This window comes from Paraburkholderia nemoris, assembly GCF_905221015.1.
Taxonomy (GTDB): domain Bacteria; phylum Pseudomonadota; class Gammaproteobacteria; order Burkholderiales; family Burkholderiaceae; genus Paraburkholderia; species Paraburkholderia nemoris.
In genome coordinates, this window is the sequence record NZ_CAJNBO010000003.1 from 150,510 (window position 1) to 164,269 (window position 13,760).

General features: G+C 63.5%; 10 protein-coding genes. All 10 read right to left on the minus strand.

The window, feature by feature from the left end; translation table 11 throughout:
• Positions 1-78 precede the first annotated feature (78 nt).
• Entirely contained in the window at positions 79-1,245 is a 1,167-nt protein-coding gene (locus KHO33_RS05410) for a glycosyltransferase family 4 protein (protein WP_054037586.1), read from the minus strand.
• The gene (locus tag KHO33_RS05415; RefSeq protein ID WP_054037588.1) at positions 1,242-2,501 is read right to left on the minus strand and encodes a glycosyltransferase family 4 protein; all 1,260 of its coding nucleotides are present in this window, start codon (positions 2,499-2,501) and stop codon (positions 1,242-1,244) included. The genes KHO33_RS05410 and KHO33_RS05415 overlap by 4 nt, the downstream gene beginning before the upstream one ends.
• Positions 2,498-3,958, minus strand: a complete 1,461-nt coding sequence (locus KHO33_RS05420; RefSeq protein ID WP_054037590.1) for a glucose-6-phosphate isomerase — start codon at positions 3,956-3,958, stop codon at positions 2,498-2,500. Before KHO33_RS05420 ends, KHO33_RS05415 begins: the two co-directional genes overlap by 4 nt.
• A gap of 3 nt (positions 3,959-3,961) precedes the next feature.
• Positions 3,962-5,197, minus strand: a complete 1,236-nt coding sequence (locus KHO33_RS05425) for a glycosyltransferase (protein ID WP_234480510.1) — start codon at positions 5,195-5,197, stop codon at positions 3,962-3,964.
• A gap of 109 nt (positions 5,198-5,306) precedes the next feature.
• Complete coding sequence (locus tag KHO33_RS05430) at positions 5,307-6,239, minus strand: glycosyltransferase family 2 protein (protein WP_200564547.1); 933 nt, start codon at positions 6,237-6,239, stop codon at positions 5,307-5,309.
• 61 nt (positions 6,240-6,300) lie between these two features.
• On the minus strand, positions 6,301-8,499 hold the full coding sequence (locus KHO33_RS05435; protein WP_200564590.1) for a polysaccharide biosynthesis tyrosine autokinase: 2,199 nt from the start codon (positions 8,497-8,499) through the stop codon (positions 6,301-6,303).
• Positions 8,500-8,657: 158 nt separating this feature from the next.
• Positions 8,658-9,893, minus strand: a complete 1,236-nt coding sequence (locus KHO33_RS05440; RefSeq protein WP_054037591.1) for a polysaccharide biosynthesis/export family protein — start codon at positions 9,891-9,893, stop codon at positions 8,658-8,660.
• The gene (locus tag KHO33_RS05445) at positions 9,887-10,342 is read right to left on the minus strand and encodes an arsenate reductase/protein-tyrosine-phosphatase family protein (protein ID WP_200564546.1); all 456 of its coding nucleotides are present in this window, start codon (positions 10,340-10,342) and stop codon (positions 9,887-9,889) included. The genes KHO33_RS05440 and KHO33_RS05445 overlap by 7 nt, the downstream gene beginning before the upstream one ends.
• Positions 10,343-10,415: 73 nt before the next feature.
• Positions 10,416-11,861 carry a UDP-glucose dehydrogenase family protein gene (locus tag KHO33_RS05450; RefSeq protein WP_200564545.1) on the minus strand — a complete coding sequence of 482 codons (1,446 nt, stop codon included), beginning with the start codon at positions 11,859-11,861 and terminating at the stop codon, positions 10,416-10,418.
• Positions 11,862-11,923: 62 nt separating this feature from the next.
• On the minus strand, positions 11,924-13,321 hold the full coding sequence (locus KHO33_RS05455; RefSeq protein ID WP_054037593.1) for an undecaprenyl-phosphate glucose phosphotransferase: 1,398 nt from the start codon (positions 13,319-13,321) through the stop codon (positions 11,924-11,926).
• Between the last annotated feature and the right edge of the window lie 439 nt (positions 13,322-13,760).

Below are 13,760 nucleotides of genomic sequence, written 5' to 3' on the forward strand. Positions count from 1 at the left end.
GTGTGGGCAGTCGTCACTCCATGAAAAAAAGGCCTGATCGCAATGATTCAGGCCTTTTTCTATTGCGTCAAGAAGCCTTTAGTGCACTCCACCCGCCGCGATCGCCTCGCTATACACCGACGCCACACGCTTTGCGATCACCGAATTATCGAAGTTCTCGCGTGCATAGCGGCGGCAGGCATCGGCATCCGGCAACTTCAGTGAGCCGTTCAATGCGCCCGCCAGACCTTCAGCAATTGCCTTTGCCCCCGTCTCCGGCAACACCAGATTCGGCGACAGACCCGCCACCGCTTCCGGCAAACCGCCCACCGGCGTCACCAGCACCGGCGTGCCCGAAGCCAGCGATTCCACGGTAATCAGCCCGAAACCCTCCAGCGCCACCGTCGGCACCACGCTGATATTCGCCGCACGGTACAACGCAGCCAGATGCTGATCGGGCACGAAGCCCAGCAGCTTCACGTTGTCCTCGAGGCCCGCCTCGGTGATACGCGCCTGCAACTCGCCTTCAAGCCGCCCCTTGCCCGCGATCAGCAACAGCACATCGGGCTCGGTGCGCTTGAGCAGCTTCACCGCATCGATCAGATCTTCGAGGCCCATGCGGCGCACCAGACGCCGCACGGCTAGCACGATCGGCCGGTCTTGCGGCAGTTGCAGTTTCAGACGCGCCTCGGCCGGCGTGATGGGCAGATTGAACTGCTCGACATCGACGCAGCCCGGCACCACGCGCACGCGATCCGGCGCGATGCGATAGCGCGAAGTCAGAATCTTGCCGAAAGCCTCCGACAACACGATCAACCGCGACGAGCGTGCATACACCGATTGTTCCAGATAGCGCTTGGCGCGCTGGCCGAGCGAATCGGCGCCTTCGACATGACTCTCGTCGGCCCACGGTCCCTGGAAATGCGAGACCTGCGGAATGCCGCGCGTCACGTCGAGGCCCGGAAACGTGTACAGCGCGAAGTGCGACGAAATCACATCGGGACGCGAGGTGCTGATCTCCTGGCGCAGCGCGCGGCGTGCCGCCATCAAGCGCAGGGGCAGCGATTGCGCGGCGGAACCAAAACCGTTGATCGCGCCACCGGTGTCCGCGGCCACTTTGGGCGAGCCGGCCACCACGCCACGCACCGCGACGCCCGCGCCCGGCAATGCGCCGACCAGCGAGTAATACATGCGGTCGAGGCCGCCCGCGCGTTCGGGAAACCAGTGCATCCCGATCTGCAGCGATTTGATTGATCTTGAGGTCATAGTTGTTGTCCCTGAGCGTTCTGAGCGTTGTGGTGGATTGTCTGCCCGGCTAGCGTGTTCAGCGTCAGCGCGTCGGTCTTGGCGACCACCGCGGCTTCCACTTCGCTGCGTCGGCGGTCCTTCTGCTGCCCCGCCAGTTGCCGGTACAGCGCGATGTATTGCGCGGCCATCCGCGCCCAGCCGAAGCCGGTCGCAAGTTCGTTGGCGGCGACGCCCATCGCGCGGCGTGCTTCGTCGTTTTCCGCAAGACGTGCGATAGCGCCCGCCAATGCCTTGGGATCGTCCGGATCGTCGAGCACGATGCCGCATTCCGGCGTGATTATTTCCGCGCCGCCCGCCGTGCGCGCCGTGACCACCGGCAGGCCCGCGGCCATCGCTTCGAGCAACGACAGGCTCATCGCCTCATAGCGCGACGGGAATACGAACGCGTCGACCGAATGCATCAGCACCGGCATTTCTTTCACCAGCCCGAGAAAATGCACGCGATGCGCAATGCCGAGCGCCTTCGCCTGTTCCGGATACGGGCTGCCCGGCAGAAACCCGGCCACTGCGATCTGCACATGCTCGGGCAGATGCTTGAGCGCCTGCAACACCGTGCCGAGGTTCTTGCGCGGCGTGCGCAAGTCGCCGACGAACAGCAGCAGGAACGCGTCCGCCGGTAAGCCGAACTTCGTGCGGTCGCCCGTGGCAGCCGCGAAGCCTTGCGTATCGACGCCGTTGTAGATCACATCGACCCGGTTATCAGGCGTCAAGCCGATCGCGCGAATTTCATCGGCGACCTTTTGCGACACCGCCGTGATCACCTTCGAGCGCCGGTAAGCCCAACGTTCGAGCAACGCGTTGCAGCGCGTATAGACCGACTGATACGCGGACCACACGCCCTTCGTGAGGCCGAACGGGTAGTACTTGCTGCCGAACCAGCCGCTATGCACGAAGTGCGAGGTGTTGACGTCGGCGGGCACCCACGTGATGAAGCCGTTCACGTGCAGCACGTCGAATTCGCGGCGATGCGCGCGCAGCCACATTGCGCTTTTGAACGCGAACACCTGCTGGCGCAACAGATTGGTGGGCCACCAGCGGCCGATCTTCATCGGCACCCAGCGGACGTTCGGATGCGCGAGCAGATCCGGCGCAACGTGCGACGCAACCAGCGTCACAGCGATGTTTTCCTCGAGGGCGGCGCGCGCAATCTCGTGGTTGACGCGCCCCTGGCCGTCGTTATGGCGCACGACGTGCGTGACAATGGCGACTCTCAATCAGTGCCTCCGTGGAAAAGTAGCGTGCGTCTGCGGTTCATCTTTTCGTAGTGCACCGCGGATAGGATCGAAAAAACACTCATGAAAAGCAGCAGCCCGCCGGTGCCGACCAGCGAATTGGTGAACACCAGCATCGCGAAGGTCGCGAGGCTGAGGCTCAGGCAGGCGGACACGAATTTGTCGTTGCGCAGCTTGAACGACGCGAGCGCCGCCCGCACCACCAGCCACACGATGCCGGACATGTAGAGCAAGGTGCCGGGCCAGCCGAGCACGAACGGAATGTTCATCACGCCGCTGTCGAAGTTGCCGTACTGGCCGAGTTGGCCGCCGTCGTTCGAGAGCTTGGTCGAGGTGCCGGTCGCGCCCATGCCTTCGCCGGAGACGTCGGTAAAGGCCGTCTTCGCGAAGGTCGCGTAGAACTCGTTACGTGCGGCATAGCTCTGGTCGTCGCTCAGATTGACGAGCGTGTTCAGGCGCGCCTGCATCCGCTCGGCGACCGGGCCGACCGTGAGCAACGGCACGCAAAGACCGGCGAGCAGCACCGCACTCGCCACGATCCGCACGCGCACCTTGTTGTTCGCCTTGACCAGCTGGATCAGGAGCGCGATCACCCACCCGCCCCACGTCGAACGCACGAGGCTCAGCGCGAAAGCAAAGAAGCCCAGCGCCGCAGCAACCCAGCGCACGCGGTGCGTCGCCGCCATCACATAGACCATCGCGCCCATCATCGCGAACGCGAACGGTCCCGACGAGTTCATCGTGCTGAACACGCGCACGCCCATCGGCACCGGATCGCCCTGCGAATTCATCTGCGAGCCGAGCATCCACAGCGCGTCCCATGGCGGCATGATGAAGAACTGGATCAGGCCGTAGCCGCCCATCACCAGCATGCCCCAGATGAAGGTACTCACGATGGTGTCGCGATACTTCGGGTACTGGCGCGTGTGCGCCATGATGTGAAAACCTATCAGGATCGGATAGAGCCAGTTCGCGAGGTCATAGGTCGCGGCGAGCGGCCCGCTCGACATCACACCGATCATGAACGCGTAGGCAAGCCCCATCAGAACCAGCAGCACCGGCAGGCCGCGCCGCTGCGAAAGCAGCTTGTAGTAGCGCAGCAAAGAAAAGGCGCTGATCATCGTCACGGCCAGCGGCGCGACCTGGATCAGGCTGGTCGGCGTGAACGAGCCTTTGGACCAGTCGGCAAGACGCCTCACTTCCGGGCTCAGGAACCACAGCCACCACATGAAGCCGATGTAGCGCGCCGGGCTCTTGAAGTAGAGCCACAGGCCCGTCAGGATCGCGAGCACCGGGAATCCGAGCGTAAGCACCGTGCCCTGATGCGCGATGATCAACATCACGGTGATCAGCCACAGTAAGGCCTCCGGCAGCCACTCCTTGCGAGCGCCGGACAGTACCCGCTCCGCGTTGTCGCCGCCTCGCGCAATCGTCGACATCGTTTAGAGACCTCCGCGTGATTCGCGCGGCCCAGGGCGTTGGCCTTGCCCCTGGCTGCCCGCGCGAACTCGCGCCGGCTGGTTCACCGCGGCACGCGGCGCCGTTGCCACGGCATCGGCGTCGGCGGCACCGGCCACCACACGTCCGCGCGACGCTGCGCGCGCCCGCAGCATCTCCTGCGTAATTCTCACGTGCTGCATCGCATAGTTCTGCGTGGTCAGATCGCGCGACAGCAAACCGGCGGCAGCCGCCTGTGCCTGGTGCAACGCATCCGCGGGCGAAGCGGCGAGCTGGTCCACCGCCTCGCGTAACGCCTGCGGATTGAACGGCGGGATGTAAGCCGCCTCGCCCGCCGGAAAATAATCCTGCAACGCGCCGACGTTGGTGACCACCATCGGCTTGCCGACCGCCGCCGCTTCCAGCATCACGGTGATCCCTGAGGCGTGCGAATTCGGCCGCAGCGGCACGACGATCACGTCGGCCCAGTCGTAGAGTTCGTGCTGCTTCTTGATCCCGGAGAACAACGCGATCTCCACGTTCGGCGCGCGCAGCGAGGCGGGAATCCGCCGGCGTGTCGCGAGCTTCACCGTGTAGCGCGCATCGTTGCCGAAAGCCTTGATAAGCGTTTCCCAATCGCGGTCGCGATCGTTGCCGATCGCCGCGATGCGGATCGGCGTGTGCGGCGTCCACTCGGTCGGCGTCTTCACCGGAAAGTCCTGCGTGTTCAGGCCGTACAGGAGCGGCTTCGCGTCGCGATTGAAGTAACGCTGGCACAGTTCGGCGTTTTCAGTGGCAAGGGTTGTCAACTGGTCGGCGCGTTTCATCAGCTTGCGATATAGCCAGCTACGCAGAATCCCATAGGAAGGCCATTTATCGAGCAGCCACACGCTTTGCGCCAACAGCAAGGGGCTGGCATCAGCACCCGCCTTGCGGCCGCTCAGCAGCAGCATCAGCGCGGCGGACAGCCATTCCTGCTCGGTATGCGTCCAGATGACGTCCGAGCGCAGCATCTCGTCGCGGTTGCGCCACGTATGGATGAAGTCGAACCCGAGCGCCGCCTTCAGCGCGCGGCGCAGCAAACGCACCGGTTTGCTTTCGCGCGCGTCCTGCGAATAGGTCAGCTTGAACGCAGCGGATTCGGCATGGTGATAGCCGTACAGGCAGCCGATGTTGTCGCCCGGCCGGTAAAAGCGCGGGTCGGCGCCGTAAAACAGATGAACGTGAACTTTCGTACTCATGCAGACACTCCGCTCTGCCGGTGGAAAGGGGCATCGGCCTGCGCGAGCAGGCGCCAGTGCCGATGCACGAACGTGCAGGACGTTGGGGACACGTGAGCGCTCGCGGGCTTCACGCGGTCCGCGACAACGCGCGGCGCGCCTCGTGCGCGCCGGTGCGCACCGCACGCCAGCGCGACAGCCTCAGGCTCGCCTGCTTCGAAACCAGAGCAAGTGCGGCGTGCGTGAGGCCCGGATAGACGCGCGTGCCCACCAGCGTCCACCACCACCACGCGGTTTCACGGCGCAGCGGCGGCAACTGGTCGCGCAGGATCAGGTGGAAGTTGAAGGCGGCATTACGCAACGCCGCCATGGTTTGCGCGTCGCGACGGTCGTCGTCGAAACGTTCGGCCGGGAAATGGTCGACGGCCACACGCGGGTCGTACATCAGCTTCCAGCCGGCATTCTTCACGGCAAGGCTGAAGGCCATATCGTTGTGAACCTGGGCACCCGCACCACGCAGGCGCTGATCGAAACGGATGGTGCGAATCGCGTCGCGCCGGTAGCTCATGTTGGCGCCCTTCAGGATGTCGACTTCGCGTGCGCCGCCCACACCCAGGTGGTGATTGCCGATGATCTTGCCGTGCGCCGTGACCTTGCCGACCAGCGGCCGCTCGCCGTCGAGCACGCGGCCTTTTTCATGCACCCAGTCGCGGCCGCCCAACGCACCCAGGCGCGCATCGCTTTCGAACGCGGCAGCAATACGCTGGACCCAGTCGACGTGCGGCGCGGCGTCGTCGTCGGTAATCGCGATCACGTCGCCATTGGCCGCGTCCAGTCCGCGATTCAGGGCCGCGACCTGGCCGGGCACTTCCACGAGCGCGACCGACAACGGCAAGCTGCCGGGCACGGCCGGATCGCGCAGGCAGGTGTGGGTCGCTTCGTCGTCGGCGCGCGCGACCACCACCACTTCGTCCGGCGCGCGCGACTGCCGTTGCAGCGCCGCGAGGCAGCGCGCCAGGTCGGCCGGGCGGCGGTAAGTCGGAACCAGTACGGTGACTTTCATCGTGATGTCCTTTTCTAACGTGTTTGCGCTGGCGTCAGCAAACTGGGCTCAGTCTTGTGGCTCAGGTGCTCAGATATTCCTGGACCGCCGCATAGCCACGGTCGTAGCCGCCGCGCGAGCGCGCCGGCATACCGTTGAAGATGCCGCCCTGCACGTGCACGCCGGCGGCGCGCAGGCGCTTCAACGCCTCGGCAATCTCGCCTTCGTTATGCACGCCCGAACGCATCACGAAGAAGGTCGAACCGGCATAGGCGCCGATGATCGATGCATCGGTCACGGCCAGCACCGGCGGCGTGTCGATGAGAATCACGTCGTAACGTTTGGCGAGGCCTTCCAGGTATTGCGGAAGGCGCGGCGACATCAGCAGTTCCGACGGATTCGGCGGACGGCGGCCGCACGAGATGAAGCTCAGGCCTTCGACATTCGAAGCGCGGATCGCTTCTTCGAGCGAGATCTGCCCGCTCAGCAATTCCGACAGGCCGTTGTCCTGCGTACCGCCCACATAACGTTCGAGCACACCGCGCCGCATATCGCCGTCGATCATCAAGACGCGTTTGCCCGAGTTCGCGAGCAGCACCGCCAGATTGACCGTCAGGAAGCTCTTGCCGACGCCGGCCATGGGGCCGGTCAGCATGACGATGCGGTTCTTCGCGTCCATCATCGTGAACTGCATGGACGTGCGCAGGCTGCGCAGGCTTTCGATCGTGACGTCCTTCGGCCGCGCATTCGCCAGCACCGAGCGCAGGCGTTCGCCGCCGCGCTGGAAGCCGCTTTCGAGCAAAGCCTGTTCGGCGCTCAAGGGCACGAGACCGTACACCGGCAGATGGAACGCGCGCTCGATATGGTCGGGGTCGTCGATGCCCTTGAACATATTGCGGCGCAGGAACACGAAACCGGTGCCGCAGATCAGGCCCAGAATCACGGCCGCCGAAAGAATCAGCACCTTCTTCGGCTTGACCGGCGCGCCCGGGCGCATCGCCTGATCGACGATATGCACGTTGCCGCCGGTACCGGCCTTCTGCACCGACAACTCCTGCACACGGTTGAGCAGCAGCACATAGATGTCTTCGGCCACCTTCGCATCGCGTTGCAACTGCACGGCCTTCACTTCGGTTGCCGGCAGATCGCGGAAGCGGTCAGCGTATTTGGCGCGTTGCGCCTCCAGTTCGGCCATCTGCTGACGCGCGGCCACCAGCATCGGATGGTCGTCGCCGTAACGCTCGGTCAACTGCGCCATCTGCAGACGCAAACCGGCGATCTGCTGTTCGTACTGCACGCTGCCTTCGAGGTAAACCTTGGCTTCGTCGCTCGCATTGATCGAGCCGGATTGACGCTGATAAGCGGTCAACGCGGCTTCGGCGCGTTCGAGATCGGACTTCAGGCGCGGCTCTTCGCTCTTCAGGAAGTCGAGCATCTTGCTGGCGTCGACCTGCTTGTTCGACACGTGCTGACGGACATACGACTGCGCGAGCGCATTGGCCACCAGTGCGGCGTGCTCAGGGCTCTTGTCTTCCAGCGAGATCTGGATCACGCCGGTCTGCTTGCCCTGCTCCTGCACGGTGATCGCCGACTGGAACGCGGTGATCGCGTCGAGGTCGTTAAAGCGCGTCACGGTGAACTCTTCACCCGGCCGGGCCACCAGCTTGTTCACGAGGATCGTCACGCCGCCGCCCTGCTCCTGCTGGCCGACCTGGCCGCGCAGCAGCAGCGCACCGTTCTTTGCGTAGAGCTCGTAGTGCTGTTCGTCGAACACCTTCATCGTCAGCTTCTCGCCTTCGAGCGCGGGCACCACGTCGAGCGTATCGATGTCGGCCTCTTCACCGCCCCAGGCGTATGAAGCCAGACCCAGCCACGGCGGCGCCGGCTGGCCTGGCGTCGCCAGGTGCGCGGCGATGCTGCCGAGCAGCGGAATCGTCTTCGGCACGACGCTGAAGTTCAGCTTCAGTTGCTGGACCACCGGGCCGACTACACCACGGCTCTTGATGATTTCGATTTCGGCATCGGTCGGCAGCGAAGTCGAGCCGGTGGTAATGGCCGCGCCCGTTTGCGTCTGCGTAAGCGCCTGCGAGGTGTTGTCGGACTGCTCGACCCGCACATGCGCATCGGCCGAATAGATAGGCTTGGCGAGGAAACAGTACGCGGCGGCCAGCGCGACGATCACGCCGGCGATCGCGATCAGCCACCAGATGTCGTCGAGGATCACCTGCACCAGTTGCCCGAGGACGACGTCCTCTTCTTCGGTCTTGATCGGACCGGCCATGTGTGGAGAGATTTGGTTGCTCACAATTCGATCCCGTTTCGGTTGCTTCGGCGTGGGCTTCAGCGTGTGCTCTGGCATGGGCTTGCGCGTTTGCCTCGGCGTTTGCTTCGGTCCCGCGCCCTGTGAGAGCGGCGCGGGCCTGTCGACGGCTCAGACAGTTATTTCGTCAACTGCTTCAGGTAGAACAGCGTCTGGATGGTCGGCAGGACTTGCTGCAACACACGGTTGAACGTGGTCGAAGCGGCGGTACCCACATACACGACGTCCATCGGCTGCAACTGGAACTGGGACGACAGCATGATCGCGTCCGGCTGCGTCATGTCGAGGCGGTACACGTCCGGCGTGGTCGGATGCTCGCGCATGCCGCGCATTACGAAGATCTGGCGCGGATTGGCGTCCGTGTCGAGAATGCCGCCCGACTGGGTGAGCGCGTCGGCGATCGTCAGGCGGCCCTTCAGCATCGGCAGCTGGATCGGCGTCTTCACTTCGCCCATCACGAAGATGCGGCTGTCGCTGCGATCCGGGATGTTGATCACGTCGCCGTTTTGCAGCATGACGTTCTGCGTGGTGTCGCCCTGGTCGAGCATGCGGTTGGCGTCAAGCACGTAGAGCTTGTTGTTGCGCGTGAGGCGCACACGCTGGATGTCGGCGTCGCTGTTGGTGCCGCCCGAGCGCGTAATCGCGTCGACCAGCGTGAGCGGCACGTCGCTGATGGCGAGCGGGCCCGGCGTCTTCACGTCGCCGGTCACCTGCACTTTCTGGCCGCGGTACGACAGCACGCGCACGTCGACCTGCGGATTGCGGATGTAGCGCACGAGGCCGGCGCTCAACTGATCGCGCACTTCGCCCACGGTCTTGCCCGCGGCCTTGATGCGGCCGACGAACGGGAAAAAGATCGTGCCGTCGGGGGCAATCGTCTGGCCGTACGGATCGGCCTGGCCCGGCAGCGCGGCGGTATACGGCTGCTGCAAGGCGCCGCCGATCGACTGCGTGGTGTTGCCGCCCGCGGACAGCGTGCTGCCCTGCGGGGTGGTCAATTCCGGGTGGTCCCACACGGTAATGCCGAGAATGTCCTGCGGCGAGAGCCGGTACACGTACTGCGACGGATCGCTATAGTGCGAAGCCGGCAGCGCCTGTTGCGCGGCAGTGGCTTGCGCCTCAGCTTGCGCAGCAACCAGCGGGCCGTCGATCAGATGAACCGGATAGGTTTCGTTAGCTTGCTGACCCTGGTGCTGGCCGTCGTCTTTCAGACGGGACGTGTCGAGGTAATTGCCAGGTGCGGTAGCGCAGGCCGACAGAAAGGACGTCAGCAAAAGCGTGGCGGCGAATTTCGATTTGAAACCCGTCGAATTAACGTTCGCGAATGTGTGTGCAGTGCGTTTTTTCATCAGCATATTTTCTTCAGCCATCCCATGACCAGGTGTTCGATGAGCACGAGACTCTCCCTATAGTCGACTTCCCTGCCGCCGTGCGGATCGGCGACGTCGGAATCGTCTTCCCACTTGCCGAGCGGATAGACCTTGCCGCGCGAAGCCGGATCGAGCGCTTCGACCGCGCTCACCTGCGCGCGCTCGCTGACGAGGACGAGATCCGCTGCGCGCACGAGATGGCGGTCGAGGCGCCGCGAATAGTGGATGCCGGAGGCGACGCCCTGCTCGGCGAGCAGGCGCCGCATCACCGGGTCCATGGCGTGGCCGTTGGTGGCGCGGAGACCCGCCGAATGAAACGCGATCGGCGCCGAGGAAGGCCGCGACGGCGCGCGCTGCCGGGCCTTGAACAGCATCTCGGCTGCGGGCGAACGGCACACGTTGGCGTGGCAAACGATCAGAACGTTGGCGAACATGGCGGGCTCCTTAGTGAGGCTTTGGCTGCGCGGCGGCTTATTGGCCAACTCATTGGCCAACTCATTGGCCAACTTACTGGCCGGCCTCGACGGTATCGGCCGCGTCTGCCGTGACCGGCAGACCGTTTGCGCCGACCTTCGCCGGCGCATTGCGCAGCGCGTGCTGACGGCCGATCGCGTGATACTCGATACCGAGTTCGAGCAGCGCGTCCGGTTCGTACAGATTGCGGCCGTCGAAAATCAGCGGCGTGGTGAGGCTCTCCTTGAGCGATCCGAAATCCGGACTCTTGAAGACCTTCCATTCGGTGAGGATCACCAGTGCATCGGCGCCCTCGGCCGCTTCCATCTCTTCGTTCACGAACGACAGGCGCGCATGCTGTTGCGGCACGTCCTTCAGATCGAGCGCGAATACGCGCTTCGATTCGTCGATCGCGACCGGGTCGTAGGCCTTCACGCGTGCGCCACGACGCAGCAGTTCGGCAATCAACGGACGGCTCGGCGCTTCGCGCATGTCGTCGGTGTTCGGCTTGAACGCGAGGCCCCACACGCCGAAGGTGCGATCCGACAGGTCTTCGCCCAGACGATCGACGATCTTCTGCGCGAGGATCTTTTTCTGCGTGTCGTTGACGGCTTCCACCGCTTCGAGAATGCGCAGATTGGCCTTGTGGTCGGCTGCCGTGCGAATCAGCGCCTGCACGTCTTTCGGGAAGCACGAGCCGCCGTAGCCGCAACCGGCATACAGGAAGTCGTAGCCGATGCGCGGATCGGAACCGATGCCGCGGCGCACCGCTTCGATATCCGCGCCGACGCGGTCGGCCAGATTCGCGAGCTCGTTCATGTACGAGATGCGCGTGGCAAGCATCGCGTTAGCCGCGTACTTGGTGAACTCGGCGGAACGCACGTCCATGTACAGCGTGCGTTCGCGATTGCGGTTGAACGGCGCGTAGAGACGCTTCATCAGCTCACGCGCTTTTTCGCCAGGCACGTCTTCGTCGCAGCCGAGCACGATGCGGTCAGGGCGCGTGAAGTCTTCCACAGCCGCGCCTTCTTTCAGGAACTCCGGATTCGACACGACGGAGAACATGTGGCTCGCGTTGCGCGCGGCCAGTTCCTCGGCGATCACGTCGCGCACGCGCGAAGCCGTGCCGACCGGCACCGTCGATTTGTCGACAATGACCTTGAAGCCCGTCATATGGCGGCCGATATTGCGCGCAGCGGCGAGCACGTATTGCAGGTCGGCGGAACCGTCTTCGTCGGAGGGCGTGCCCACCGCGATGAACTGGATGTCGCCGTGCGCGACCGCGGCCTCGATGTCGGTCGAGAACTTGAGGCGGCCGGCCTTGCGATTGCGCGCAATGATTTCCTGCAGACCCGGTTCATGGATCGGCACGCCGCCGTTGTTGAGCACGTCGATCTTGCGTTGATCGACGTCGAGACAGAACACGTCATGGCCGATGTCGGCGAGACATGCGCCCGTCACGAGGCCTACGTAGCCACTACCGATGATCGTCAGGTTCATGTATTACACCTCGGAAAATGGAGTTGATTCAGGAGAGCGGCCGCGCGTTGCGCGGCTGCGCCTCAATATGCGTTGCTGCCCACAAAGCCCTTCCACAGCGTCAGCACGACGATCTTGATGTCGAGCCAGAAGGTCCAGTGCTGCATGTAGTACAGATCGAGCTTGACGCGGCCCATCATCTTTTCGATGCGGTCGGTTTCGCCGCGATAGCCGTTGATCTGCGCCCACCCGGTGATGCCCGGTTTGATCCGGTAACGGTGCATGTAGCCCTTCACCAGATCCTTGTAGATGTCGTCGTGTTCGAGCGCGTGCGGACGCGGACCCACGACCGACATCTCGCCGCGCAACACGTTGATGAACTGCGGCAATTCGTCGAGGCTGGTGCGCCGCAGGAACGCGCCGACCGCGGTGATACGCGGATCTCGCCGGGTCGCCTGGGTGATCTTGCCGGCCTCTTCCTTGTGCATCTTCATCGAGCGAAACTTGTAGATCTCGAACTGGTTGCCGTCGATGCCCTTGCGCTTCTGGCGAAAGAACACCGGACCCGGCGAGCTCACCTTCACCATCACAGCGATCACCAGCATCACCGGCGACAGCGCGGTCAATGCCGCCAATGCGAACAGCCGGTCGAAGATGCGCTTGGGCAGCACGCGCAGATCGGTAATCGGCGAGGCGGCCAGGTTGATCGCCGGCACGCCGAGCAGATCCACCATCGGCTGATTGAAGAGCGTGAGGCTGCGAACGTCCGGAATGAAGCGGATGTTCACGAAGTCGTTCTTCAGGTCCATCACGAAGCGATGTATCGCCTTCTCCTTCGAGATCGGCAGCGCGAGCCACAGTTCGCGAATCGCCCGCTGACGCACCAGTTGCAGCATCCGCGAGTAATCGCGTTCGACCGGCACGCCTTCGATCGCATCGCTCGCATCCGGATCTTCATACGGGTTGATCGTGCCCTCCTCGTCGAACAGCACGACGGGGCTGAAGCCAGCTTCCGGGCGGCTGCGCATCTGTTCGATCAGGAAGCGCCCATACGGCGCGCCGCCGACGATCGCCACCGCGCGCTGATTGAAGCCTTCGCGGCGCAGTCCGCGCAGGATCGAATAGACGATCACCTTGGTGACGATCAGCAGCACGATCGTGGCGATCGCCCAGTAAAACAGCCACAGACGCGACAGGCTGTCCGAACGGTGCAGGCTGAAGCTGATCAGGATGCCGGTGATCTCCACCATCACCCAGCCGCCCGCCACGCGGCACAGCAGGTCGTACAGCGGCTTGCCGCGCCACGACTGATAGATCCCGAGCGCAGGAAAGAACACCACCACGAGCAGACAGTCGAATGCGAGCGACACGCTTTGGACGTCGTCCAGCCACACCAATTTCCCGTTGTGCACGGCCGTCGCAATAGCCGCGCCGAGCGCGACCATGGCGATGTCGATGATTCTCGATAGAACGCTCAGCATGAGCTGCCCCTCAGTTCGTCAGTCAAGTGCCATCCGTTGGTTGGTTAAATTCCCGTCACACTCATCACGTCCTGCCACCGGGAGAGCAACGCCGCTATTCGCGCCTGCAGACGATGCGCGGCGCGAAACTGATTGAACCGGTGTTAATTGCCCTGCCGCTTTCCGGATTAAAAAAATTCCTGAACGGACGATCCGGAAAACAGGTGTCGAAGTGAGTGAATACCCTTGTACATGTATAGATAAAGCGGTATTAAAATTCGGACTGCAAGACAGCAAAATATCTCAAAATGTATCGGTCAAATTTTCGATATTTTTTCGGAATTTTGTGCGGCAATTGTTACCGAATTTGCGTTTGAGAGGCCGGTTTCGCGCCTTTCTGGAAGGGGATGCGAGCCAGTCCGTCCGTTTTCCTACGAAACTTACGCCCCGCCTTTCGTCC

What these genes read in the sequence shown, in the direction of transcription:
- KHO33_RS05410 (WP_054037586.1), bottom strand. Translation starts at nt 1,245, where the DNA reads ATGACCTCAAGATCAATCAAATCGCTGCAGATCGGGATGCACTGGTTT.
- KHO33_RS05420 (WP_054037590.1), bottom strand. Translation starts at nt 3,958, where the DNA reads ATGTCGACGATTGCGCGAGGCGGCGACAACGCGGAGCGGGTACTGTCC.
- KHO33_RS05425 (WP_234480510.1), bottom strand. Translation starts at nt 5,197, where the DNA reads ATGAGTACGAAAGTTCACGTTCATCTGTTTTACGGCGCCGACCCGCGC.
- KHO33_RS05430 (WP_200564547.1), bottom strand. Translation starts at nt 6,239, where the DNA reads ATGAAAGTCACCGTACTGGTTCCGACTTACCGCCGCCCGGCCGACCTG.
- KHO33_RS05435 (WP_200564590.1), bottom strand. Translation starts at nt 8,499, where the DNA reads ATGGCCGGTCCGATCAAGACCGAAGAAGAGGACGTCGTCCTCGGGCAA.
- KHO33_RS05440 (WP_054037591.1), bottom strand. Translation starts at nt 9,893, where the DNA reads ATGCTGATGAAAAAACGCACTGCACACACATTCGCGAACGTTAATTCG.
- KHO33_RS05445 (WP_200564546.1), bottom strand. Translation starts at nt 10,342, where the DNA reads ATGTTCGCCAACGTTCTGATCGTTTGCCACGCCAACGTGTGCCGTTCG.
- KHO33_RS05450 (WP_200564545.1), bottom strand. Translation starts at nt 11,861, where the DNA reads ATGAACCTGACGATCATCGGTAGTGGCTACGTAGGCCTCGTGACGGGC.
- KHO33_RS05455 (WP_054037593.1), bottom strand. Translation starts at nt 13,321, where the DNA reads ATGCTGAGCGTTCTATCGAGAATCATCGACATCGCCATGGTCGCGCTC.